The organism is Archangium sp. (assembly GCF_057119385.1).
Genome location: NZ_DBNGVP010000024.1, coordinates 24,884 through 47,919, shown reverse-complemented (window position 1 = coordinate 47,919; position 23,036 = coordinate 24,884). Strand labels below are relative to the sequence as shown.

Below are 23,036 nucleotides of genomic sequence, written 5' to 3'. Positions count from 1 at the left end.
CACCTCGGCCACCCACGTCCCGCTCATCTGCTCCCACTCCGGGTGCTGCTCCACCTGTCCCTTCATCCACTCGAGTGCGGCCTCGCGCGGGCTCTTGCCCTCGTGTTGCACCTGGTGGGCGATGTGCCGCAAGGCGCGCTGGAAGTCCTCCCGGCTCACCGGCACCGGCCGCGTGGTGCCACGGCCCGGCTCCACCACCGCCACCTCGTACACCACCGCCCCCGCGAGCCCGGCGTCCGAAGCCGGGGGGGCTTCCTCCTGGGGCGCGGGTGGCGGCGTGAGTGACAGCGCAGGTCCCCGGCCCGCGAACATGCCGCCCGAGGGGTGGCCCGTGGCACACGCCGAGAAGAGCAACGGCACCAGCAACACCCACCAACGGCGGCGTGGCCTCGCCGCCACGGGGGGATTCTCCAAAGGGATGGACATGCCATGCCTCCCAACGAACCGTGGACCCTGGAAGCCAGGGGCTCGGGAGTACAGGGGGGCCTGCGTGGCCATGTCAATCCATGGGGTAGGGGCAGGGATGGAGGACGTAACAAGAGGGGCCCCCCTACGGGAATGTCACCCCTTCCAGCGAAACACCCGGGGGCTCGCCGTCCTGCCACAGCAGCAGGGTGAAGCGGCCCCGGGCCCGCGGCGCCTCGGCCTCCACCACCACGCGCTGCCGCTCCGCACCCGGAGGGAGGGGCTCCAGGGGCCACACCCGCCGCACCTTCAGCCGCGTGCCGTCCTCGCCCACCAGCACCGCGCCCGCCGCCGTCCAGGGCCGCGTGGACACGTTGCGCACCCGCAACTCCAGCGCCACCGTGTCCCGGGCGCGGTAGCTCGTGGCGTCTTCTACCTTGAGGGGCTCTCCGGGGCGTTGGGTGAAGTCCTCGCCCGACCGAAGCTTGTGAGCCGTGACGCCCGTGCTGTCCAACTGCCCGGTGGCCAGCAGGCCGGTGATTCCCTCCGGGCGCTGCTGCATCCGCGCCAGCTCCGCCTGGCACCGGCGGGCCGTGACGCGCTCCACTTCGGCCGGTCTCCAGCAAGCGTCCGGCACGGGCGGCTGCACCTCCACATTCACCTGGGGCTCGGCCCGGGAGCCCTCCACCACCAGGAGGAAGTCCGCGCTGACAGGCTGCGTCCCCTCCACGAAGCGCACCTTCAGCCGCAGCCGCCTTCCCGCCCCCAGCGCACCGGAGGGGACGAGCAGGAGCGCATCCTCCAGCACCGTCACCCGGGAGAAGTGCTCGCGCTCCTCTACCTCCACCCCGGCGAGCTTCAGGGGCGCGCCGAAGAGCAGCGTGGTGAGGAGGTCCGGGCTGATGCGCACCTCGGCAACGGCCCCCTGGCCCTCGGAGGACAACACCACGGTGCGGCGAGCACCCGCCGCTTCACCGGTGGGGGTGGAGGGCTGCGCGGCGGCGGAGGTACCGGCGAGCAGCACGAGCAACACGAGGACGGCGGGAGAAGGGTGCATGAGACCTCCGAAGTGGTGCACCATAGCAGGAACCTCCCGCGTTGGCTCCCGCGCTCTTCACCCCTCCGCTTCGTGCCCGCCTACTCGAAGCGCTCCACCGCACGCACGTGTGGGTATGCGTGGACCTTCGCCGTGTCCGGCCCACCATTATGCGGCTTCCGTAAGAGGCCCCGCTCGTCGCCATGCCCTTCCTTCGGGTAGCCCCACGCCTCCAGGCAGACGCGGTAGGTTTCCCCGGTGGGCCGCTGGGCCTCGGTGAAGCGGCCATACACGCGCTCCTTGCCGAAGAGCAGCCGCCCCGTCAGCACGGTGCCCGCCTCCAGCTGGCCCAAGTCGTCTCCCAACTCGAGCCGGGCCCCCGGCCCCTCCTGCACGGTGACGAAGTCCTCGTACACCACACCAGCGAACCGGGTGCCAGCATCGGCCCCGGTGCGGATGCCCAGCAGCCGCATGGTTTCCAGGGCGCCGGGCGGGCACGCCTCGGGCGGGGGCGTGGCGCGCACCTGGGCCCCGGGGCACCCCGCGGCGAGCGCGCCCACGGCGGCGGTGCACAGGGTGTGGGCCATGGCGCTGCGCACCGGGCCCTGCTTCTGCTGCTGCGAGGGGGAGTCCTTCCGCGAAGTCTTCACGCGCGTCGTGTCCTGGGGGAGCATCGCGGGGGCGACGGGCGCGGGGGTGGCCGCCCACGCGGGCGCCGCGCCATCTCCACCTTCCAGCGGACACCATGGAGGCGCCACTTCCTGGCGCTCCAGCACCATCAGCAGGTGCTTGAATCCCTCTTCCAGCCCCCTCTGAACCAAGAAAGACCGGGACGGTGGCACAGGTGGAGGCGGAAAGAGGTTCGTCGCCAGCGCCAGCGCCATGACGCCGCCACCGAGCAGAAATACCTTCGCCTTTGGAACGGTGGGCGCGCGCTCCCCGGCCGTAGCGGCCACGGCGGGAGGCGACACGGGAACCAGTTCCGGCACGTCCCCGGGCTTGCCACGCCGGGGGTGCTCGCGCTCGTACACCAGCAGCCGACGATCCCGAGCCAGCGCCTGCTCCACATCCAGCACTTCGTCCATCCGGGTGGTGGCGCTCTCCGGGCTCCAGGCTTCACACAACGGCACCTCCCAGGCCGCGTCCGCTCCGGCACCTACCGCCTCCAGCGCCGCACAGACAGCCTCCGCATCCGCGTAGCGCGCCTCGGGCGCCGCCTCCAACATGCGCATGCACACGGCGGACAGACCCGGGGGGACGCGCGGGTTGCGCTCGTGCGGCGGCACGGGCCGGGTGCTCAGCACCGCGTCCTCCACCTCCTCCTCCCGCGCCCCGTCGAAGGGCCACACTCCCGTCAACAGCCAGTAGAAGAGTACGCCCAACGCCCACAAATCGTCCCGGGCGCTCGCCACGTACTCCTGGCCTGGCTGGCGCTCACGCCGGAAGCGCCAGGCCTCCGGAGCACGGTAACGGATGGCGCCCGGCAACTGCCCCCGCGTCACCGTCAGCGCTCCTGGAAACGTGCCCACGCCGTAGTCCACCAACACGGGCCTGCCCTCCCCCGTCACCACCACGTTGTCGCACTTGATGTCGCGGTGCACCACGCCCACGTCATGCGCCACCACCAACTGCTCCGCCAGCTTCAGCACCACATCCGCGACCCCACGCGCCGTGGGGTTGTGGCGTTCCACATACGTGTCCAGGGGCAGCCCGGGCACATAGGCCGTAACGATGTAGAGAAAGAGGGGTCCGAAGCCAGGATGCTCACCATGGTGGCCATGGCTGTCCACCACCATGAGACCCACGTGGTGCAGGCGCAGCAACACCTCCAATTCCCGCAGCGCCCACTCGCCCGCGCGAGGCAGGTAGAGCAACTTCACCGCATACTCGGTGCCATCACGCACGGCCCGGTACACGGTGCCGTAGCTGCCCGCCCCCACCTTCGTCTTCAAGACGAGGGTGCCCACCGTCTCCCCCTCCCGTGGCAGGAACTCCTCCTGCGCCCCCTCCTTCAGGAGCCGTCTCAACAACTGCCGCTGGAGCCGTTGCGCACGAGCCTGCCGCGCCCCATCCGTCCCCCCTCCCTCTGCCTGCCTCATGCGTGCTACCTCCCAGGTGGGGCAGCCTAGCATGACACCCGCCGTCACCGGACACGTGCGGGCAGGGCCTCGGGTGGGCTCCGCTTCCAGTCAACTGGAAGCACCCCACATGCACACACATCACTTCCAGTCAACTGGAAGTGAAGGTCCTTTGGCACACCTCTCACCAGCGGCGCGTTAGCCAGCTCTACCGCCTCTCATGAGGGCTGCTGGCCCAGCCAGGAGCGCAGGCCGTGGCTCCGGGCGAAGCATGGGATGGGACGGAAATCAAAAAGGTGCGCTCACGTGGCGCATGAATCCTGCTGCTCCCCCGGACCGGAAGGATTGGGAGCCGGGACCCGGCTGATCAACAAATCGTGCCGAAAACCCCCCAACGGGGCGGCCTTCCAGTAAAAGAGCGCACGCCATGGCGAATTTCCAGGACTCGTACCTCTCCGGCGGAAACATCGACTTCATCGAGGGGCTCTACGCGCGCTACCTCGAGGATCCGTCCAGCGTGGACCCGAGCTGGCGCGAGTTGTTCGAGCGCAACGACGGCGCCGGCCGGCCCATCTTCAACAAGACCCTCATCGAGCCGCCCGCGCCCGTGGTCCCGGGCAAGGACGGCGGCAAGGGAGAGAAGGGCAACAAGGCCGCCGCCGCGGTGGCGCTGGCCCCGCAGACGGCCCCCACGGTCGCCTTCGAGCAGGACATGAAGCTGCAGGCCCGGGTGGACCAGGCCATCTCGGCCTTCCGCCTGCGCGGCCACCTGCGCGCCCAGCTGGATCCGCTCGGCCGGCCCCGCCCGGCCCTGGACCACGTGGCCGACGTGGGCATGGTGGACGACAAGCACTTCTCCACCGCCGAGCTGGAGCAGCTGGTGGAGAGCGCCCACGTCTTCCCCGAGGCCCGGGTGAAGCTCAAGGAGCTGCTGGGCCGGCTGCACCGCACGTACACCGGTGCCATCGGCGTCGAGTACATGCAGATGCTCGACAGCGAGCGGCGGCGCTGGCTGATGAAGCGCATGGAGTTCACGGAGAACCGCACGGCCTTCTCCGTGGACGAGCAGCGCCACATCCTCACCCGGCTGTCCTACGCCGAGGGCTTCGAGAACTTCCTGCACACCAAGTTCATCGGCGCCAAGCGCTTCGCGCTGGATGGTGGTGAGGCCCTGGTGCCCATGCTGGACGCCGTGCTCGAGGTGGGCGGCGACCTGGGCCTCAAGGAGGTCGTCATCGGCATGGCCCACCGCGGCCGCCTCAACGTGCTGACGAACATCCTGGGCAAGAAGCCGGATCAGATCTTCAGCGAGTTCGAGGGCCCGCAGGACCCCAAGCAGCACATGGGCCGCGGCGACGTGAAGTACCACATGGGCTTCAGCTCGGACCACACCACGCGCGGCGGCAAGGGCATCCACCTGTCGCTGGCCTTCAACCCCAGCCACCTGGAGGCGGTGGATCCGGTGGTGGAGGGCCGCGTGCGCGCCAAGCAGGACCGCAGCGGCGACACCGAGCGCACCAAGGTGATGCCGCTGCTCATCCACGGCGACGCGGCCTTCATCGGCCAGGGCGTGGTGGCCGAGACGCTCAACATGGCGGGCCTCGAGGGCTACAAGACGGGCGGCACCCTGCACGTCGTCATCAACAACCAGGTGGGCTTCACCACCGACCCGTCCGACTCGCGCAGCTCCATCTACTCCACGGCCCTGGCGCAGATGCTGGACGTGCCCGTCTTCCACGTGAACGGGGACGACCCCGAGGCGTGCGTCCACGTGGCCCGCCTGGCGTCCGAGTACCGCCAGACCTTCAAGAGCGACGTCGTCATCGACCTCGTCTGCTACCGCCGCTTCGGCCACAACGAGGGAGATGACCCCTCGTTCACCCAGCCGGCGATGTACGAGATCATCCGCAAGCACCCCTCCGTGCGCACGCTCTACGCGCAGCAGCTGGCGCAGCAGGGCCGGATTCCCGCCGACGAGTCCGAGGCCATCAAGCAGCGCTGCATGCAGGAGTTCGACGCGGCGCTGCTGCGCGCCCGCGCGGAGAGCCAGTTCAAGGAGCCCAACGCGCTGGAAGGCCTGTGGCAGCCGTACAAGGGCGGCGCGCACAAGAGCGCCCCGCTGGCCACCACCGCGGTGGACAAGGAGACGCTGCGCGCGGCCCTGAAGAAGCTGGCCGAGGTGCCCGAGGGCTTCAACGTCCACCGCGACGTGGAGCGCACGGTGCTCAAGAAGCGCCAGGCCATGCTGCAGAGCGAGGAGCTGCAGTGGAGCGAGGGCGAGTCGCTCGCCTACGCCACCCTGCTCTCCGAGGGCTACGCCATCCGCCTCAGCGGCCAGGACAGCGAGCGCGGCACCTTCAGCCACCGCCACGCCGTGCTGCACGACGTGAAGACGGGCGACAACTTCGTCCCCCTGCGCCAGTTCCCCACCGGCAAGGCCCGCTTCGAGGTCTTCAACAGCCCCCTGTCCGAGATGGGCGTGCTCGGCTTCGAGTACGGCTACAGCCTCGACGTGCCGGACGGCCTCACCCTCTGGGAGGCCCAGTTCGGTGACTTCGCCAACGGCGCTCAAATCATCATCGACCAGTTCATCGCGGCCGGTGAGAGCAAGTGGCGGCGGCTGAGCGGCCTCACCCTGCTGCTGCCCCACGGCTACGAGGGCCAGGGCCCGGAGCACTCCAGCGCCCGTCTGGAGCGCTTCCTGAGCCTGAGCGCCGAGGACAACCTCCAGGTGGCCTACCCCACCACGCCCGCGCAGATCTTCCACCTGCTGCGCCGCCAGGTGCTGCGCCCGCTGCGCAAGCCGCTCGTCATCATGTCGCCCAAGAGCCTGCTGCGCCGCCCCGAGGCGACGAGCAAGCTGGACGAGCTGGCCACCGGCACCTTCCAGGAAGTCATCCTGGACCGCGTGAACCCGGCCAACGTGACGCGGCTGCTGCTGTGCTCCGGCAAGGTCTACTACGACCTGGTCAAGACGCGGGACGAGCGCAAGGACGAGTCCATCGCCATCGTCCGCGTGGAGCAGCTCTACCCCTTCCCCTTCGACGAGCTGGCAGGCCTCGTCGCGAAGATGCCGAAGCTCACCGAACTCCTCTGGGTGCAGGAAGAGCCCCGGAACTCGGGTGGCTGGCACTTCATGTTGCCCCGTCTGCACGACCTGGCCTCCGCCCGGGGCCAGAACCCGCTGAAGGTGGGCTACATCGGGCGCGCGGAAGCCGCCAGCCCCGCCACCGGCTTCCCCCAGACGCACAACCTGGAGCAGCAGCTCATCGTCGAGGAAGCCATCCTCCGAGGAACCAAGAATGGCCGTTGAACTGAAAGTCCCGCCCCTGGGCGAGTCCATCACTGAAGCCGTCGTCGGGAAGTGGAACAAGAAGAAGGGCGAGTCCGTCTCCGCCGACGAGCCCCTCGTCGTCCTGGAGACCGACAAGGTCACCATCGACGTGCCCTCCCCCGCCGCCGGCTCCCTCGCCACCATCGCCTTCAACGAGGGTGACAAGGTGCGCGTGGGCGACGTGCTGGGCACCATCGACGCCGCTGGCGCTGGCGCCTCCGCTCCCGCGCCCCAGGCCGCCGCTCCCGCCGCCGCGCCCGCTCCCGTCGCCGCCGCCGCTTCCGCCGGTGCCGACGTCCGCATGACGCCCACCGCCCGGAAGATCGTCGAGGAGAACAAGCTCGACGTGGCCCAGCTCAAGGGCAGTGGCACCGGCGGCCGCATCACCAAGGAGGACGCGCTCGGTCAGCTCAACCGCCCGGCCGAGGCCCCCGCCCAGCGTGCCCCGGCTCCGGCCGCTCCCTCCGGCCCGCGCCCGCGCGCCGACCGCGAGGAGCGCGTGAAGATGACGCCGCTGCGCCGCCGCGTCGCCGAGCGCCTCGTCCAGGCCCAGTCCACCGCCGCCATCCTCACCACCTTCAACGAGGTGGACATGGGCGCGGTGATGGAGCTGCGCAAGCAGCACCAGGACAAGTTCCTCGCCCGCCACGGCGTGAAGCTCGGCTTCATGAGCTTCTTCATCCGCGCCGCCGTCGAGGCCCTCAAGGCCTTCCCCCAGGTGAACGCGGAGATCGACGGCGACGACGTCGTCTTCAAGCACTACTACGACATCGGCGTGGCGGTGAGCGGCAGCCGCGGCCTCGTCGTCCCCGTGGTGCGTGACGCCGACACCCTGTCCATGGCCGAGCTGGAGAAGAAGGTCGGCGACTACGGCACCCGCGCGCGCAACGACAAGCTCACGCTCGCCGAGCTGCAGGGCGGCACCTTCACCATCACCAACGGCGGCATCTTCGGCTCGATGCTCTCCACCCCCATCATCAACCCGCCCCAGACGGGCATCCTGGGGATGCACAACATCGTGGAGCGCCCCGTGGCCCGCAACGGCCAGGTCGTCATCCGGCCCATCATGTACCTGGCCCTCTCCTACGACCATCGCCTCATCGACGGCCGCGAGGCCGTGCAGTTCCTCGTGCGCGTCAAGGACTGCATCGAGGACCCCACTCGGCTGCTGCTGGAAATTTGAAAAGCCGCTAAACGGCACCAACCAGGAAAACAGGGCAGCCGACTGGACAGGCGCTCGGCTGCCCGCCTAGCCTTTCACCTGTCACCCGACGGACGGGGGACGGGAGAACGAGTCGGTCTCGGGCCGGCTCCTGACAAGGAAGCACAATGGCAACTGGTACCGTGAAGTGGTTCAACGACGCGAAGGGCTTCGGATTCATCGTGCAGGACGGCGGCGGCGAGGACGTGTTCTGCCACCACACCGCCATCAACATGGATGGGTTCCGCACCCTCGCCGAGGGGCAGAAGGTGGAGTTCGAGCTGGCCAAGGGCCCCAAGGGTCTGCAGGCGCAGAACGTTCGCGCCGTCTGAGTCCGCCCCGAGCCACTGCGTACCGATAGTGGCCTCGGAAAAAGGCCCGGCATCCCTCAGGAGGAGCCGGGCCTTTCTCTTTGCGGGCTGTCCCCGCGGCTACTTCGCCAGGTGCCGCTTGAAGTGGTTCATCACCCACTCGTACTGGCGCTGGGTGACGAGCGGATCCGGCACCATGTGCGTGAGGCCGCTCAGCGGCAGCAGCTCGTGGTGCTTGCCGGCGCGGAAGAGCGCGTCGGACAGCTTGAGCGTGTGGAAGAAGTACACGTTGTCGTCCGCGGTGCCGTGGATGAGCAGCAGCGGGGAGATGGGCTTGCGGGTGTCACGCGCGTAGGTGAGCAGCGAGCTCTTCTCGTAGGCCTCGGGGTGCTGCTGGGGCAGGCCGAGGTAGCGCTCGGTGTAGTGGGTGTCGTAGTCGAGCCAGTCCACCACCGGAGCGCCAGCCACCGCGGCCTTGAAGACGTCCGGACGCTCGAGGGCGGCGAGCGCGCCCATGTAGCCACCGAAGCTCCACCCCTCGATGCCCACGCGCTGCGGGTCCACCTCGGGCACCACGGCGGCGAGCGCCTGGACGGCGGCGGCCTGGTCCTCCAGCGTCACGCCGGAGAAGTCCAGGTGCACGGCGCGCTGCCACTTGGAGCCGCGCAGCGGGGTGCCGCGGCCATCGAAGCGGGCGATGAGGAAGCCCTGGTCCGCCATCCACTGCGACAGCAGGTGCGCGGCCATGGACTTGTGCACGACGGTGACGGTGGGGCCGGCGTACACCTCGACGATGGTGGGCAGCTTCTGGCCGGGCTTCGCGTTGCGCGGGCGCACCAGCGAGGACTGGAACTTCAGCGGACCCACCTCGCGGTACTCGACGACGGGGACGAAGCCGGGCTCCACCGCCACCGAGGGCAGCTCGCCCACGCGGGAGCCATCACCCCGCACCACGTAGGTGCGCGGCATGGACGTGGGGCTCGAGTGGGTGATGACGGCCAGGTTGCCGGAGCGCGCGACGCTGCCCATCTCCACCGCCTCCCCCGTGGTGCCGGGGCGCACCTGCTCCGGAGCGCCGCCCTCCTTCACGCGCCACAGGTAGCTCTCCGAGGGGTTGGGGCCGCCCACGAAGTACAGGGTGCGCTCCTTCTCGATGTAGCGCGCGAGGTTGCGGAAGCCCGCCTCCGGCTTCACCAGCGAGCGCGCGAGGCTTCCATCCGCGTTGCGCAGCTCCACCTCGGGGCCGCCATTGCGCTCGGTGTACCAGAGGAAGCCGCTGCCATCCTCGAGCCACAGCGGGAAGGTCTGCTCCAGCTCGAGCCAGGCGTCATCCTTCTCGGTGAGCAGCTCCTTCGTCTTGCCGCTGGCCGTGTCCACCGCGAGCAGCTTCTCCTCCGTCTGCGTGCGGTTCTGCACCAGCACCGTCAGGGAGCCCTTCTTCGGCCACACCACCGTGGCCAGGTACGGGTACTTCTCCGCGTCCCACTGCACCCACACCGTCTTGCCGCCCGTGACGGGAGTGATGCCCAGGCGCACCTTCGCGTTGTTCTTGCCCGGCCGCGGGTACGCGTAGTCCTCCGCGCCCTTCTCCGGGTGCATCACGTCGATGATGGAGAGCTTCTCCACGTCCGCCGTGTCCGACTCGGTGTAGGCGATGAACTTCGCGTCCGGGCTCCACCACCAACCGGAGAAGCGGCTCATCTCCTCCTGCGCGACGAACTCGGCCAGGCCGTGCGTCTTCGCCGGGCTGCCTCCCGTGGTGACACGGTGCTCCTTGTTGCTGGCCACCTCGAGGCGGAACACGTCGTTGTCCCGCACGTACGCCACCTGCTGGCCGTCCGAGGAGAGCCGCGGATCGATCACGCCCGGGCCCGTCTTCAGCTCGGTGGACTTCCCGGTGAGGCGCTCGACCAGGTAGAGCTTGCCGGAGAGCGGCACGAGAATCCGCGAGCCGTCCTCGGACAGCTGGTACGTGGTGAAGCCCCGGGCACTCACGCGCATGCGCTCGCGGCGGGCCTTCTCCTCGGGGGTGAGCGTCTCCTCGGAGCCCTTGAGGATGGCCTCGGGGGTGAGCACCTCCTTCGCCTCGCCCGTGGCCACGTCGAAGGCGAAGAGCGTCTGGATGGGCGCGCGCGGCTGGCCCCGCAGGAAGAGGACGGTCTTCTCGTCGGGAGTGATGCGCGGATTGACGGGACGCCCGCTCATGAAGCGGCGCGTCTCCGCGAAATCCTTCAGGAAGGCGTCTTGGGAGGCGGTCATGGTTTTCGCGGGGGGCTGCTGGGCGAGGACGGGGGCGCTCGTCAAAAGGAGCGCGGCTGCGAGCAGGATGCGCATGCGGGGCTGGCGCCCGGGGAGCGGGCGTTCCCTCCTTTGAGGTAGGAAGCGCGCGCAGCCTACACTCCCGGCGGCGCGCGGCCCGCCAAATGCCGTGAACGGACGGTTATTCCCTGTGATGGACGAATCCCACAAGCATCTGCGTCTGGCGGGCGTCATCCGGCTGTCACTCGGCGGTGGCCGGGGGCCCTCGGACGCATACGTGTTCGACCCGCACCGGCTGGCACTGCCCGCGTGGGCCTGCGCGCTGGAGGACGGGCCGCCGGCGCTGCTGGTGACGCTGGACCGGCACCTGGATCTGGTGGTGCCCCAGGCCCCCGCGGCGGTGCCGGACCGCTCGGCGGGGCTGCGCGCCCTGGACGAGCACGCGCGGTGGGCCCTGGACGTGCGCAACTACGATCACGTGCTGGCGGCCATGGAGGCGGGGCTGGTGGGCGACGCGCTGGTGCTCGCCCGGGGACGGCCGCGGGGGACGTTCTCCGGAGACGTCTACGTGGACACGCGGGGACGCCCGCACCGGCTGGTGGTGGTGCCCACCGTGGACCGCGCCGCCGAGGCCTTCAACGCCCCCGCCCCCGGTGACGCGGTGCGAGAGGTGCTCCAGGCCGCCGGGCGCGTCCTGCTGGACGTGGACCTGGACTGCTTCACCAGCCTGAGCGACGCGGACCCCACCACCGTGCTCCCCTGGCCCCAAGGTGTCATCCGGGACTACCTCCTGCCACCGGACTCGGAGTCCTTCTGGGACGCGGTGCTGGAGAAGTGCGTGGCGCTGACGCTCGCCCGCGAGCCCCACCACTGCGGAGGGCTGCTGGCCTCGGGGGAGCTCTTCCGGGACGTGGCCGAGGTCCTCTTCCAGGAGCTGCTCCACACCCAGCCGCCCTAGTTTTCCTTTTCCCAGTTTTCCTCTATTTGAAGGCGCACCGGGTGGGACCGGATTAACATCCCGGCCGATAGGGAAGCATCCAGGCAGGCGCCGGGATTTCTTCCCGCGCCTCTCCATAAGCCCCCCCTCCCTCTGGGAGAATGGCCACGCCTCATGAACGGCTCGCCCCCGCAGACGGTCATTCCTCCGCAGCTCGCCCGACGCATCCACCTGGTCGTGTTGGCGTGGCTCACGCCCTCCGCGCCCATCGCGGGCTACCTCCTCGCGTTGTCGTTGGGGCTGTCCGCCCAGGACCACCTCTGGGCCCTGGTGCACGTGCTCCCCGTGGTCTTCGTGGTGGCGGCGCTGCTGATTCCCTGGACGGGCATCTCCTTGCTGCTGCGCGGCAACCTCCCCGCCCGGCCCGGCGAGCCTCCCCAGGAGCGGCTCGCCCGGCTGCAGATGCTGCCCTGGAAGCTCGCGTTCATGGTGACCCAGGCCCCTGCCCTGCTGGGCGGGCTCGTCTATGTCGTCCCGCTGGTGCTCCGCACCGGCAAGCACCCCTTGATGATCGGGCTCGGGTTCCTGGTGGCCGCCACCATCGGCCAGGTGCTGGCGCTGCCCGTGGGCATCAAGCTCGAGCAGATGTTGATGCCGCTCATCATCGAGGAGCGCAACCGCCTGAGGGTGCAGGCCACCGGCCAGGGTGCCTTCTGGCCGCGGCAGCGCTGGTTCCTGCCCTACGTGTTCGCCTCCGCGCTGACGAGCACCCTGGTGCTCACCGGACTGGTGTTCATCCTGCAGACGCTCGAGCTGCGCGATGCGCAGATGAAGGCCGTGCTCGAGGACCCGTCCATTCCCCAGGCCCAGGGCGCGCTGATCGCCGAGAAGCTGCATGGCTTCAGCGACAGCCTGCTGACCACCATGGGCCCGCCGCTGCTGGCGATGGGGGCGTTCGTCCTCATCGTCCTGTCGCTGTCCGCCTGGATGCTGGCGCGCCGCCAGGTGCGCGCGACATCGGCCGTGCTGGAGGCCATCGAGGCCCTGGCCCAGGGCGCCCCCTTCGCGCCCCGCTGGGCCTCCACCGACGAGATGGGTGACCTCGCGGCGGGCATGACCACGGCGCTCGAGCGGCTGCAGGAGATTCCCACCCGCCTGCAGGCCTCGGCCACCATGCTGCTGTCGGCGAGCACGGCCCTGGGCTCCGCGAGCCACCAGCAGCGCCAGCGTCTGACGGAGCAGGCCGCCATGCTCCAGCAGGCCCAGCTCACCTCGGAGGAGATCCGCACCACCTCCGAGCTGGCCTCGCACAAGGCCGAGACGGTGCTCAGCGTGGCCGGCCACGCCGGGCAGCTCGGCCAGTACGGCGAGGAGTCCCTGGAGCGGACCCTCACGGGCCTCAACACCATCCGCGACTTCGTGGACGGCATCCGCGGCAAGGTGCTGCGCCTGCAGGAGAGCGCCACGCAGATCGCCCACATCGCCGTCACGGTGAAGGACCTGGCGGACCAGTCCCACCTGCTGGCGCTCAACGCCTCCATCGAGGCCGCGCGCGCGGGAGACCAGGGCGCGGGCTTCGCCGTGGTGGCCAGTGAGATTCGCAAGCTGGCGGACCAGACCATCCGGGAGAACGCCCTCATCCGCAAGAGCCTGCTGGACATCGGCACCGCCATCCGGGACGTGGTCTCCATGAGCGAGCAGGGCGCGCTGCAGGTGGAGGGCGGCCTGGAGATGGTGAAGTCCTCGGGCAACAACCTGCGCGAGATGTCCTTCATCATCCAGGAGAACGCCGCGGCCGTGCGGCAGATCGCCGTCGCGGTGAACCAGCAGAACACGGGCATCTCCCACATCTTCAACGCCATCGGCCACATCTCGGCGGGCATGGACGAGACGATGAAGCGGCTGGACACCACGCTGCAGGCCACCGAGACGCTCCAGGCCGTCACCCGCGAGGTGACGGAGATCGCCCGCCGCTACCAGCTCAACCGCTGAGGCGGCATGCGTGGGACGCCTGGTCCCACTACCGCGGCACCTCCGGTCCCGCGTAAGACTCCGGGCATGAGCAGGGAAACGACGGAGCCCCAGGCAGACGTGGCCGCGACGCTGGCCGCCATGACGCTCGAGGAGAAGGTGGCGCTGTGCGCGGGCCGGGACCTCTGGACGCTCGGCGGCGTGCCCCGGCTCGGCGTGCCCCGCATCGTCCTCACCGACGGCCCCCACGGCGTGCGCCTGATGAAGGGGGACCTCGGCCAGGCGGTGAACCTGGCCACGAACGAGCCGGCCACGTGCTTCCCCACCGCCTCCGCCCTCGCGGCCACCTGGGACGTGGCGCTGCTCGAGGAGGTGGGCGTGGCGCTCGGCGAGGAGGCCCGGGCCATGGGCGTGAGCGTCCTGCTCGGGCCCGGCGCGAACATCAAGCGCACGCCCCTGTGCGGCCGCAACTTCGAGTACTTCTCCGAGGATCCACTCCTCTCCTCGCGCATGGCGGCCGCGTGGATCCGCGGCGTGCAGCGCACGGGCGTGGCCGCCTCCCTCAAGCACTTCGCCGCCAACAACCAGGAGGAGCGCCGCACGTACATCGACGCGCGGGTGGATGCGCGCGCGCTGCGGGAAATCTACCTCGCGAGCTTCGAGCACGCCGTCACCGAGGCCCGGCCGTGGACCGTCATGGCCGCCTACAACCGGCTCGAGGGGACGTACTGCACCCAGCACCCGTGGCTGCTCACCCGCGTCCTCCGGGAGGAGTGGGGCTTCGACGGCGTGGTGGTGTCCGACTGGGGCGCCATCGACGTGCGCGTCGAGTCGCTCGTCGCCGGGTGCGACCTGGAGATGCCCGGGTCCCTGGGGCGGGGGGATGCGGCCCTCCTGCGTGACGTCCGGAGCGGGCGGGTGCCGCTCGCGGTGCTCGACGCGGCCGTCACGCGCATCCTCCAGCTCATCCAGCGCACGGCCAGGGCGCGCGAGCCCGGCCATACGTACGACCCGGAGGCCCACCACGCGCTCGCGCTCCGGGCGGCCGCGGAGGGAGCGGTGCTCCTGAAGAACGAGGGCGGCGTCCTGCCCGTCAGCCCCGCCTCGCACCTGGCGGTCATCGGCGCCTTCGCGCGGGAGCCTCGCTACCAGGGCGCGGGCAGCTCGGAGCTCACGCCCACGAAGCTGGAGAACGCGCTCGGGGCGCTGCGCACGCGCGTCGCGGAGGCCGGCGGGCGCCTCACCTACGCTCCGGGGTACGGCCGGTACGAGGATCGCCCCGACCCGGCGCTCATCGCCGAGGCGTGCGAGGCGGCGCGCGGTGCGGACGCCGTGCTGCTCTTCGTCGGCCTGGCCGAGGCCTATGAGACGGAAGGGCTCGACCGGGAGTACCTGCGCCTGCCTCCCGCGCATGATGCCCTCGTCCGCGCGGTGGCCGAGGTCCACCCGCGCGTCGCCGTCGTCCTGAGCAACGGGGCTCCCGTGGAGATGCCCTGGCATGCTCGGGTGCCGGCCATCCTCGAGGCCTACCTCGGCGGGCAGGCGGGAGGCGGCGCCGTGGCGCGCGTGCTGATCGGAGACCTGGAGCCCGGGGGACGCCTGGCGGAGACCTTCCCGCTGCACCTCGAGGATCTCCCGGTGAGCGCCATGCCCAAGGGCCCGCGGGTGCTCGAGTACCGCGAGAGCCTGTACGTGGGCTACCGCTACCACGACGCGGCCGGCACGGACGTGCTGTTCCCCTTCGGCCACGGGCTCTCGTACACCACGTTCGCGTACGCGGACCTCTCCCTGGACGCCGAACGGCTGCGCGACGGCGACACGCTCGAGGTCTCCGTCACCGTGACGAACACCGGCCCACGCCCCGGCGCCGAGGTGGTGCAGGTGTACGTGCACGCCGTGGCCCCCGGCGTGTTCCGCCCCCCCCAGGAGCTGAAGGCCTTCACCAAGGTGCGGCTCGCCCCGGGAGAGTCGCAACGGGTGCGGCTGACGCTCGACCGGCGCGCCTTCGCCGTCTGGGACGCCGCTCGCGGGGACTGGGCGGTGGAGCCCGGTACCTACGAGGTGCGCGTGGGCAGCTCCTCGCGGGACGTGCGCGCGCGCGCCCGGGTGGAGCTCTCCTCCGAGGCCCCTCCCCTGCCCCAGGACGTTCCCGCGGTGTACCGGGACGTGCGAGCGCCGGGAGGCTTCAGCCATGAGGCCTTCGCCGCCCTGTACGGCGCCCCCCTGCCGGAGAACACCCACGAGGCGCCCGGCGCCTTCACGCTCAACACCCCGCTCATGGACATGCACGCTTCGCCCGTGGCGCGCTTCATCCACGCGCGCATGTTCGCCGAGGCGAGCAGGTTTCTGGGGAAGGCCCGGGAGGACATCTCCCCCGTCCTCCGCAGCATGCTTCAGGAGGCCTCGCTCCGCTCCCTGTGGCTCGCCACCCAGGGCCTCGTACGGCGGCCCCTCATGGAGGCCCTGCTCTCCCTGAGCAATGGCCGCTACACCCGCGGAGCCCTCGCGCTCCTGCGGGCCGCGCTCACCCTGGGGCGATGAGCGGCCGGGGACCGGGCGCTCAGTCCTCGGCGTCCTGGCACACCGCGCCCGAGCCGCAGACGATGAACACGGTGTTGAAGTAGTCCACCCCGCTCGAGCACGAGGTGGTGCGGATGCGCTCCAGGCACGTGTCGAGCCCCTTCTCGTTGATGGCGGGGCAGTTGTTCGCCGTCCACACGCCCTGGAAGAAGTCCCGGCTCTTCACCTCACACTCGGCCCGGTCCTGGAACTCCTGGCCCGAGCCAGAGCCGATCTCCTCACAGCCCGCGTAGTAGTCGCAGGCGGCGCGGGTGGCCTGGACATGCGCGTCCTCGCGGGTGGTCGGGCCACACGCGGGCAGAACGGCCAGCAGGGACAGCAGGGACAGGGAAGGAGAGAGGCGCATACGGGTGGGCATCGTGGATGACATGGCTTGCTCCGTGTGGGTCCTGACGCGAAGCGCCTTATAGGCAGACACGCCTCATGGGTCACGCACCGAGAGCAGCCCGGGCGGCGCTCCCTTCTTCTTGGAGAGAAGGAGGGCTTTGGGTGCTTCCACTCTGGGGGTAGGCTCGGACGCTGAGTGCGGATGGAACGCAGAGGGGACGTCACCGCGGCGCACGGACCCTCGCGGCATGTGACTCCCAGCGCCCGAGGATCTCCAAATGACTGCGACCCGTTGGTTGGGACTGGCCACGCTGACCCTGCTGTTCGCCACGAACGCCCTCGCCCAGGAGGCGAGCGCCGTGGGGCGCTGGACCACCATCGATGACGAGACGAAGAAGCCCAAGTCCATCGTCACCATCTACGAAGAGGGCGGCAAGCTGTACGGGAAGATCGAGAAGCTCTTCCGCGCGCCCAACGAGGAGCAGAATCCGCTCTGCGACAAGTGCGAGGGGGCGCTGAAGAACCAGCCCATCATCGGCATGGTCATCCTGCGCGACCTCAAGAAGGACGGCAATGAGTGGACGGGTGGCACCATCCTCGACCCGGCCAATGGCAAGACCTACAAGGCCAAGATCGCCGTCGAGGACGGGGGCAAGAAGCTGAAGGTCCGCGGCTTCATCGGCATCGCCCTCATCGGGCGCACCCAGTACTGGATGCGCGCCGAGTAGGTAGAACCCGAGCATCAGGGCCGCCCTCCCGGGAGCTTCCCGGGGGCTGGCGGAGGACACGGCACATGGCGAAGTCACGCGAGTGGACGTACCGGGGACCGCGCGGCCAGCTCGTGGCGCGGACGTGGAGCGGGTCCCAGGCGCCGAGCGAGGTGCTCGCCCACGTCACGGAGTTCATCCGGACGCAGCTCACCGCCCTCTGAGGACGCGGTCACCCTCCAGCGAGCACGACAACCCGCGGCTCGGACCCTACTGCGGACGTGATATTTCCGTGGAGCGAGATGGAGACCTGTCTGGTCATCCTCGGCACCATCGTGCTAGGAACGCTCCTCGGGAGGACTGCATGAAAGAAGAAGACACGCCCTGGAGCGGAGGACCCCTGGGGCCGTATCGCATCACCCTTCGCCATCGCGCGATCGGCGGAGGACTGGGGCGCCTGTACGAGGCGCGCAACACCGAGACGGGCAACCCGGCCCTGGTGCTCATGCCCGCCCCCAAGGGAGATCTGCGGGCGGAAGAGCACTGGCAGGTGCGCGCCACCGCCAACGTCACCCCGCCCTACCTCGCGCTGGAGGTGGAGCACGCGCCCGCGAACGGACAGCCCCGGCAGCTGACGTGGATGCTCGAGCGGTGGGCGGCGACCTTCATGCGCATCGACGCCCGGCCGGAGATGCGCGCCCACCTGACGGGAGGCCCGAAGGAGTCTCGTCCGCGTCCGGCGGGCCGGCTCGGTTCGCCCGGGGCGGCGCTGGCGCTGGCCGCGCTGCTCGCGCTCGCGGTGCTCCTCTGGCCACGGGCCACCGTGCATCCGCAGGAGGTGCACGCCCAGGAGAAGCACTCCGTGGAGGAAAGCCTGGAGTTCATCCCCGCGAACGATGAGGTGCTGGCGGGCATCGCGGGGCTCCCCATGCCCGAAAAGCCTGCTGTGGGCCAGAAGAGGCCTCCGTGCGATGCCACGCGTGGCGAAGTGGAGCTGCGCGGCGCGTGCTGGCTCGAACTGGCCAAACACCCGCCGTGTCCCAGAGGCATCGCCGAGTACCAGGGCAAGTGCTACGTCGGCATCGAAGCCACGCCGCGCCCCCCCACCTCCATCGGGCCCTGAAACATCGTCCCACGGTTCCACTTGGGACTCGCGCAGGCCCAACCCTCGCGGCGCGCACGGCGAAGTCCTTCGCCACCACACAGCCAGCGTCCACCTCGCACGCCGCGCTGCCTCCAATCACGCCGGCTCCGTTCTCGTTGTCACGGTATTCATTGTCATCGCGCCGCGCACTCCGCAGCCCCTCGAGCACCTCCACCACTTGGAATGGATTGGAGGCGCAGGCCGCAAGTAGCATGGCTCCTGGACAATGATGGGCGGCCGGATGTCCAGGCCGCGGGAGGTCAGGCGGCATGATGCTCGCGGTCAAGCACCTGGATCCGGTGTTGGGAATCGACATCCACTTCATCATCACCCCACCCGGAGTGGTGGTGCCCATTCCCCACCCGCATATCGGCATCGTCTTCGACCCGTTCGACTACCTGCCCATCATCGGCGCCACGGTGGTGGTCAACGGCTTGCCGCGGGCGCAAGCGGGCACGGGCGGCGTGACACTGCCTCCCCACTTCCCCATTGGAGGGGTGTTCGCCAAACCGCCGGGCAACGAGAACGAGACCTTCATGGGCAGCTCCACCGTGGTGGTGGACGACGAGCCCTTCACCTACATGACGCTGCCGGTGCTCAGCTGCCAGGACATCGGCATGCCCTCGCCGCCACGCAAGAAGGGGCCGGGGGCCAAGACGCTGCTGCTTCCCACCTCCATTGCCCTGTCCATTCCGACGGGGCCGCCGGTGTTCGTGGGCGGGCCTCCGACGATTTCCCTGTCGGGGCTGATGACGAAGGTGGCGGTGGGAGGCCTGCTCAAGGGCTTGAAGAAGCTGCGCAAGCTGCAGAAGGGCAGCCGGAGGATGAAGGCCCTGTCCGAGCGCCTCAACCGGAAGGCGGCCCGGGCCCTGGACGCGCTGAAGGTGGGCAAGGAGTCGCGCATGCGGGACTTCGCCCGCGGTGCCATCTGCACGTTGACGGGGCACCCGGTGGACGTGGCCACGGGGAAGGTGGTGACGGAGGCGGCGGATTGGGAACTACCGGGGCCCATCGCGCTGCGTTTTACCCGCCGCTACGCCTCGAGTTGGGGCGAGAGGGACACGGGGCTGGGTTGGGGGTGGAGCCACTCGCTGGGGTTGGCGGTATGGGAGGAGGACGGGCGGGTGGTGTACCGGGCGGAGGACGGGCGGGAGCTCGAGTTCGACACCACGGGCTTCCCCGGACAGCGGATGCCGGTGGGGGCCCAGGTGGAGCAGCGGATGAACCGGCTGACGCTGCGGCGGGAAGGGGAGGCGCGCTGGGAGGTGGAGTCGGCGGAGGGCCTCACACACGAGCTGCGGCGCGTCGCGGGCGAGAGACAGCCGGGAGTGTGCCGGGTGGTGCGCACGCGCAACCGGCCAGGCCACGCCATCGAGTACGAGTACGACGGGCTGGGGCACCTGAAGTGGGTGAGGGACAGCGCGGGCCGGCGGGTGCTCTTCGAGTGCGACGCGGCGGGACGCCTCCTACGGGTGGCGCTGCCTCACCCGCGCGAGCCGGGGCAGGTGACGCACAACCGCTACGTGTACTCGGAGGCGGGACACCTGGTGGAGACGCGGGACGCGCTGGGCCAGGCCATGCGCTACGCCTACGAGGGCTGTCTGCTGGTGAAGGAGACGGACAGGACGGGCCTCTCCTTCCACTTCGAGTATGACGGGAAGGGGGCGGAGGCGTGGTGCGTGCACACGTGGGGGGACGGCGGCATCTACAACCACCGGCTGCGCTACGACAGGAGGGCACGAGTCACCGAGGTGACGGACTCACTGGGCCACACCACCACCTACCACTCCAACGCAGCGGGGGTGGTGGAGAGGGAGGTGGACGCGCGGGGAGGGGAAAAGCGCAAGGAGTACGACGAGGCGCTGCGGCTGGTAGGGGAGACGGACGCGCTGGGCCACACTACCACGTACGAGTACGACGCGCGCGGCAACCGGACGAAGGTGGTGGGACCGGACGGGACCACGGTGGCTGTGCGCTACAACCGGCACAACCTGCCGGAGGAGGCCACGGACGCCAACGGGGGCACGTGGCGCTGGCGCTACGACGTGTGCGGCCAGTTGCTGGAGGAGACCCATCCGCTGGGGGAGACGCGGCGCCATGCGTATGTGCGCGGCCTCCGGGTGGTGGAGGTGGGCGGGGGCGGTGAGCGGACGGAGTACGAGTACGACGAGCAGTGCAACCCCATTCGCGTCCGCCTGCCCACCGGAGGGCAGGTGCGTCTGGAGTACGACCGGAGGGGCCGGAGGGTTTGCCTTCGAGACGCACGCGGGGGCGTGGAGCGGGTGCACTACGACTTGCTGGACAGGCCGGTGCGGGTGGAGGGGCCCGGCCTGGAGATGCTCGAGGGCCACTACGACGCGGAGGGCAACCTGCTGGAGGTGAAGGGGCCGCTGCGTCAGGTGCGGCTGGGCTACACGGGCTTGCACTGGCCCGCCTGGCGGGAGGAGGCGGGCACCCGCCTGGGCTGGCGCCATGACGCCGACGGCCAACTGGTGGAGGTGGAGAACGAGGCGGGCGAGGTGTACCGCTATACCCGGGACGAGTTGGGACGGGTGGTGCGCCAGGAGGGCTTCGACGGGGCGGTATGGCACTACGAGTACGACGCGGCCGGGCGGCTGACGAGGGCCACGCAGCCGAGTGGCAAGACGCGGCACCTCACCCATGATGAGGCGGGGAGGCTGACGCGGGTGGAGTACGGCGACGGCACCTTCCGGGCCTTCGGCTACCGGGCGGACGGGGCGCTGGTGGAGGCGGAGAACGAGTCGGGCCGGGTGCTGCTGGAGAGGGATGCGCTGGGACGGGTGGTGGCGGAGAAGCAGGGGGAGGTGGAGGTGGTGTCCCGCTACTCGGCGGCGGGCCACCGGGTGGAGGTGGAGAGCAGCCTGGGGGCGCACCAGAAGCTGCTGAGGGACGCGCTGGGGTGGGTGCATGGAGTCACGTCCACCTCGCCTGGGAGGGCGGCGTGGACGGTGCGGATGGAGAGGGACGCGGGCGGGCTGGAGGTGAAACGGTGGATGCCGGGCGGGGTGGAGGTGGGCTGGAGGCATGACGAGGCGGGCCGCCCCACGGAGAGGCGCACGTGGGTGGGCGGCGGGACGGTGGCCCAACGCACCTGGCGCTGGCGGGCCGGTGGCCAGTTGGCGGCCATGTGGGACGCGGTACATGGCGCCAGCGAGTACCGGCACGACGCGCGGGGACGGCTGGTGGGGACGAAGCGGCCGGACGGCGGCTTCCAGCACCGGGCCCTGGACGAGGTGGGCAACCTCTACCGCCACCCCGCCCGGGCGGACCGGCGCTACGGGCCGGGCGGGCGGCTGCTGCAATCCTTCGAGACGCACTACACCCACGACGCGGACGGCAACCTGACGGAGAAGCACACGCCCCAGGGCACCTGGCGCTATGGGTGGAATGGGGCGGGCTTGCTCTCCGAGGTACAGCGGCCGGACGGCACCCGGGTACACTTCGCCTACGACGCGCTGGCCCGGCGCACGCGCAAGGTGGTGCTGAGCGCGGAGTTGGCGGGGCAGCCGGCATCCACGCGCGAAGTCCGCTTCGTGTGGGATGGACACGTTCCGCTGCACGAGGTGGCTTCTTCCGAAGACGTCACCACCTGGCTCTTCGAGCCGGAGAGCTTCGCTCCGCTGGCCCGGGAGGACACCACCGGGCGCTACGCGGTGGTGACGGATCACCTGGGCGCGCCCACGGAGATGTACGACGAGTCGGGGCAGCTTGCCTGGAGGATGCAACTGGACACCTTCGGGGTGGGCAGGACGGACGTGGCCCTCGAGCCGTGCCCCTGGCGCTGGCCGGGACAGTACGAGGACGAGGAGACGGGCCTCCTCTACAACCGCTTCCGCTACTACGACGCGTATGCCGGGCGCTACATCAGCCAGGATCCGTTGGGACTGGCCGCGGGTCCCAATCTCTACGGCTACCCCGAGGACCCTCTCTCCGCCAGTGATCCCTTGGGGTTGACCAAATGTACGAGGCATGGGGTCAAGCGGAACAATCCAGCCGCTTGGCGCCAGTTGCGCGACTTGTGGGATCAGATTGGTTACGGCGATATTCTCAGTGACGCCAACCGCCAGAAGATTGCCAAGGGGCAGACGCCTGAGGTGGATGATGCTTGGATCCGGCACTTTCCAGGAGACAATGTACTCAAGGGGGAGAAGATTCCAATGCATCACATTGGTGGGAGTCCTATCACCGTTCCGCTTCCAGCAAGTCGGCACCTGGACGCGCATATGCCTGGTGGATTCAAGAACAACCCGGGTGGTCCCGGAATGTCTGGTTGAGGCAAGGATGAGCCACGGATTGTTGGCATACCTGAGTGCGGATTTTTCAGATGATGATGTACGTGCGTTACGAGAGCTTGTTACAAATCTCGCAAGCTCAGGAGGCTGGAGTCATAAACCGCCGATGTTCGTCGATGAGGTGGACGATAGCTCATGCACTCGACCTGAAGATGAACCAGTGAGAACCGTCGGGGTCTTGCTCAAAGTGAGCGAACCTGGAGAGAGTCCGATGACCTTGGTCGACGAACTCATGAGACTGCTTGATGCGTTGTCCTTGTTCTCCAGCGAGCGTGGGGTCGAATTGGAGGTTCAATTGGATGACACGTATGTTGGAGAGATTCGCAATGGAGTGCCGGATCGACTCATTCGTGAGGGACTGCTAGCTCGCTGGTAGGAGCTACGCCGTGGTGACGGACCACCTGGACGTCCCCACGGAGATGTACGACGAGTT

At 69.7% G+C, this 23,036-nt stretch carries 15 protein-coding genes and 1 pseudogene; 11 read left to right on the top strand and 5 right to left on the bottom strand.

Annotated features, from left to right (window positions below; translation table 11 throughout):
• The 3 genes and pseudogenes from AC16DP_RS06635 to AC16DP_RS06625 all read right to left on the bottom strand — a co-directional run.
• Nucleotides 1-426: pseudogene (locus AC16DP_RS06635) on the bottom strand (AHH domain-containing protein); the annotation flags it as partial.
• 124 nt (nt 427-550) lie between these two features.
• Nucleotides 551-1,462 (bottom strand): DUF2381 family protein, encoded by a 912-nt coding sequence (locus tag AC16DP_RS06630; RefSeq protein WP_483956651.1) that lies wholly within the window; start codon nt 1,460-1,462, stop codon nt 551-553.
• 80 nt (nt 1,463-1,542) lie between these two features.
• Nucleotides 1,543-3,540, bottom strand: a complete 1,998-nt coding sequence (locus AC16DP_RS06625) for a serine/threonine protein kinase (protein WP_483956650.1) — start codon at nt 3,538-3,540, stop codon at nt 1,543-1,545.
• 406 nt (nt 3,541-3,946) lie between these two features.
• On the opposite strand from AC16DP_RS06625, the gene AC16DP_RS06620 reads away from it, so the two are divergent.
• The 3 genes from AC16DP_RS06620 to AC16DP_RS06610 all read left to right on the top strand — a co-directional run bounded on the left by AC16DP_RS06620 (nt 3,947) and on the right by AC16DP_RS06610 (nt 8,386).
• Nucleotides 3,947-6,832 (top strand): 2-oxoglutarate dehydrogenase E1 component, encoded by a 2,886-nt coding sequence (locus tag AC16DP_RS06620; protein WP_329730815.1) that lies wholly within the window; start codon nt 3,947-3,949, stop codon nt 6,830-6,832.
• Nucleotides 6,822-8,036, top strand: a complete 1,215-nt coding sequence (gene odhB / locus AC16DP_RS06615; RefSeq protein ID WP_329730814.1) for a 2-oxoglutarate dehydrogenase complex dihydrolipoyllysine-residue succinyltransferase — start codon at nt 6,822-6,824, stop codon at nt 8,034-8,036. The genes AC16DP_RS06620 and odhB overlap by 11 nt, the downstream gene beginning before the upstream one ends.
• A 146-nt stretch (nt 8,037-8,182) precedes the next feature.
• Complete coding sequence (locus tag AC16DP_RS06610) at nt 8,183-8,386, top strand: cold-shock protein (RefSeq protein ID WP_073558789.1); 204 nt, start codon at nt 8,183-8,185, stop codon at nt 8,384-8,386.
• A gap of 99 nt (nt 8,387-8,485) precedes the next feature.
• Here the strand turns inward: AC16DP_RS06610 and AC16DP_RS06605 are convergent, their stop codons facing one another.
• Nucleotides 8,486-10,699: a S9 family peptidase gene (locus AC16DP_RS06605; RefSeq protein WP_329730813.1), complete on the bottom strand. Its 2,214-nt coding sequence runs from the start codon at nt 10,697-10,699 to the stop codon at nt 8,486-8,488.
• Nucleotides 10,700-10,817: 118 nt separating this feature from the next.
• Between AC16DP_RS06605 and AC16DP_RS06600 the strand changes: the two genes are divergently transcribed.
• The 3 genes from AC16DP_RS06600 to AC16DP_RS06590 all read left to right on the top strand — a co-directional run bounded on the left by AC16DP_RS06600 (nt 10,818) and on the right by AC16DP_RS06590 (nt 16,073).
• Nucleotides 10,818-11,582 carry a hypothetical protein gene (locus AC16DP_RS06600; protein ID WP_329730812.1) on the top strand — a complete coding sequence of 255 codons (765 nt, stop codon included), beginning with the start codon at nt 10,818-10,820 and terminating at the stop codon, nt 11,580-11,582.
• A gap of 153 nt (nt 11,583-11,735) precedes the next feature.
• Nucleotides 11,736-13,553 carry a methyl-accepting chemotaxis protein gene (locus tag AC16DP_RS06595; RefSeq protein ID WP_329730811.1) on the top strand — a complete coding sequence of 606 codons (1,818 nt, stop codon included), beginning with the start codon at nt 11,736-11,738 and terminating at the stop codon, nt 13,551-13,553.
• A gap of 66 nt (nt 13,554-13,619) precedes the next feature.
• The gene (locus tag AC16DP_RS06590; protein ID WP_329730810.1) at nt 13,620-16,073 is read left to right on the top strand and encodes a glycoside hydrolase family 3 C-terminal domain-containing protein; all 2,454 of its coding nucleotides are present in this window, start codon (nt 13,620-13,622) and stop codon (nt 16,071-16,073) included.
• A gap of 19 nt (nt 16,074-16,092) precedes the next feature.
• Here AC16DP_RS06590 and AC16DP_RS06585 read toward each other — a convergent pair whose 3' ends face one another.
• A complete protein-coding gene (locus AC16DP_RS06585; RefSeq protein WP_329730809.1) occupies nt 16,093-16,458 on the bottom strand; it encodes a DUF6184 family natural product biosynthesis lipoprotein in 366 nt (121 codons plus the stop codon).
• A 259-nt stretch (nt 16,459-16,717) separates the two neighbouring features.
• On the opposite strand from AC16DP_RS06585, the gene AC16DP_RS06580 reads away from it, so the two are divergent.
• From AC16DP_RS06580 to AC16DP_RS06560, 5 genes are all read left to right on the top strand, one after another.
• Complete coding sequence (locus AC16DP_RS06580) at nt 16,718-17,167, top strand: DUF2147 domain-containing protein (protein WP_329730808.1); 450 nt, start codon at nt 16,718-16,720, stop codon at nt 17,165-17,167.
• Nucleotides 17,168-17,232: 65 nt separating this feature from the next.
• The gene (locus AC16DP_RS06575) at nt 17,233-17,370 is read left to right on the top strand and encodes a hypothetical protein (protein WP_329730807.1); all 138 of its coding nucleotides are present in this window, start codon (nt 17,233-17,235) and stop codon (nt 17,368-17,370) included.
• 140 nt (nt 17,371-17,510) lie between these two features.
• On the top strand, nt 17,511-18,269 hold the full coding sequence (locus AC16DP_RS06570; RefSeq protein WP_329730806.1) for a hypothetical protein: 759 nt from the start codon (nt 17,511-17,513) through the stop codon (nt 18,267-18,269).
• Between the two features lie 290 nt (nt 18,270-18,559).
• Nucleotides 18,560-22,585, top strand: coding sequence for a DUF6531 domain-containing protein (locus tag AC16DP_RS06565; protein ID WP_329730805.1), 4,026 nt, complete (start codon nt 18,560-18,562; stop codon nt 22,583-22,585).
• Between the two features lie 7 nt (nt 22,586-22,592).
• A complete protein-coding gene (locus tag AC16DP_RS06560; RefSeq protein WP_329730804.1) occupies nt 22,593-22,979 on the top strand; it encodes a nucleotidyl cyclase domain-containing protein in 387 nt (128 codons plus the stop codon).
• The last annotated feature ends 57 nt before the right edge of the window (nt 22,980-23,036 follow it).

Excerpts from the sequence above, each read along its gene's own strand:
- AC16DP_RS06630 (WP_483956651.1), bottom strand. The coding sequence starts at position 1,462 with ATGCACCCTTCTCCCGCCGTCCTCGTGTTGCTCGTGCTGCTCGCCGGT.
- AC16DP_RS06625 (WP_483956650.1), bottom strand. The coding sequence starts at position 3,540 with ATGAGGCAGGCAGAGGGAGGGGGGACGGATGGGGCGCGGCAGGCTCGT.
- AC16DP_RS06620 (WP_329730815.1), top strand. The coding sequence starts at position 3,947 with ATGGCGAATTTCCAGGACTCGTACCTCTCCGGCGGAAACATCGACTTC.
- odhB (WP_329730814.1), top strand. The coding sequence starts at position 6,822 with ATGGCCGTTGAACTGAAAGTCCCGCCCCTGGGCGAGTCCATCACTGAA.
- AC16DP_RS06610 (WP_073558789.1), top strand. The coding sequence starts at position 8,183 with ATGGCAACTGGTACCGTGAAGTGGTTCAACGACGCGAAGGGCTTCGGA.
- AC16DP_RS06605 (WP_329730813.1), bottom strand. The coding sequence starts at position 10,699 with ATGCGCATCCTGCTCGCAGCCGCGCTCCTTTTGACGAGCGCCCCCGTC.
- AC16DP_RS06600 (WP_329730812.1), top strand. The coding sequence starts at position 10,818 with ATGGACGAATCCCACAAGCATCTGCGTCTGGCGGGCGTCATCCGGCTG.
- AC16DP_RS06595 (WP_329730811.1), top strand. The coding sequence starts at position 11,736 with ATGAACGGCTCGCCCCCGCAGACGGTCATTCCTCCGCAGCTCGCCCGA.
- AC16DP_RS06590 (WP_329730810.1), top strand. The coding sequence starts at position 13,620 with ATGAGCAGGGAAACGACGGAGCCCCAGGCAGACGTGGCCGCGACGCTG.
- AC16DP_RS06585 (WP_329730809.1), bottom strand. The coding sequence starts at position 16,458 with ATGCGCCTCTCTCCTTCCCTGTCCCTGCTGTCCCTGCTGGCCGTTCTG.
- AC16DP_RS06580 (WP_329730808.1), top strand. The coding sequence starts at position 16,718 with ATGACTGCGACCCGTTGGTTGGGACTGGCCACGCTGACCCTGCTGTTC.
- AC16DP_RS06575 (WP_329730807.1), top strand. The coding sequence starts at position 17,233 with ATGGCGAAGTCACGCGAGTGGACGTACCGGGGACCGCGCGGCCAGCTC.
- AC16DP_RS06570 (WP_329730806.1), top strand. The coding sequence starts at position 17,511 with ATGAAAGAAGAAGACACGCCCTGGAGCGGAGGACCCCTGGGGCCGTAT.
- AC16DP_RS06565 (WP_329730805.1), top strand. The coding sequence starts at position 18,560 with ATGATGCTCGCGGTCAAGCACCTGGATCCGGTGTTGGGAATCGACATC.
- AC16DP_RS06560 (WP_329730804.1), top strand. The coding sequence starts at position 22,593 with ATGAGCCACGGATTGTTGGCATACCTGAGTGCGGATTTTTCAGATGAT.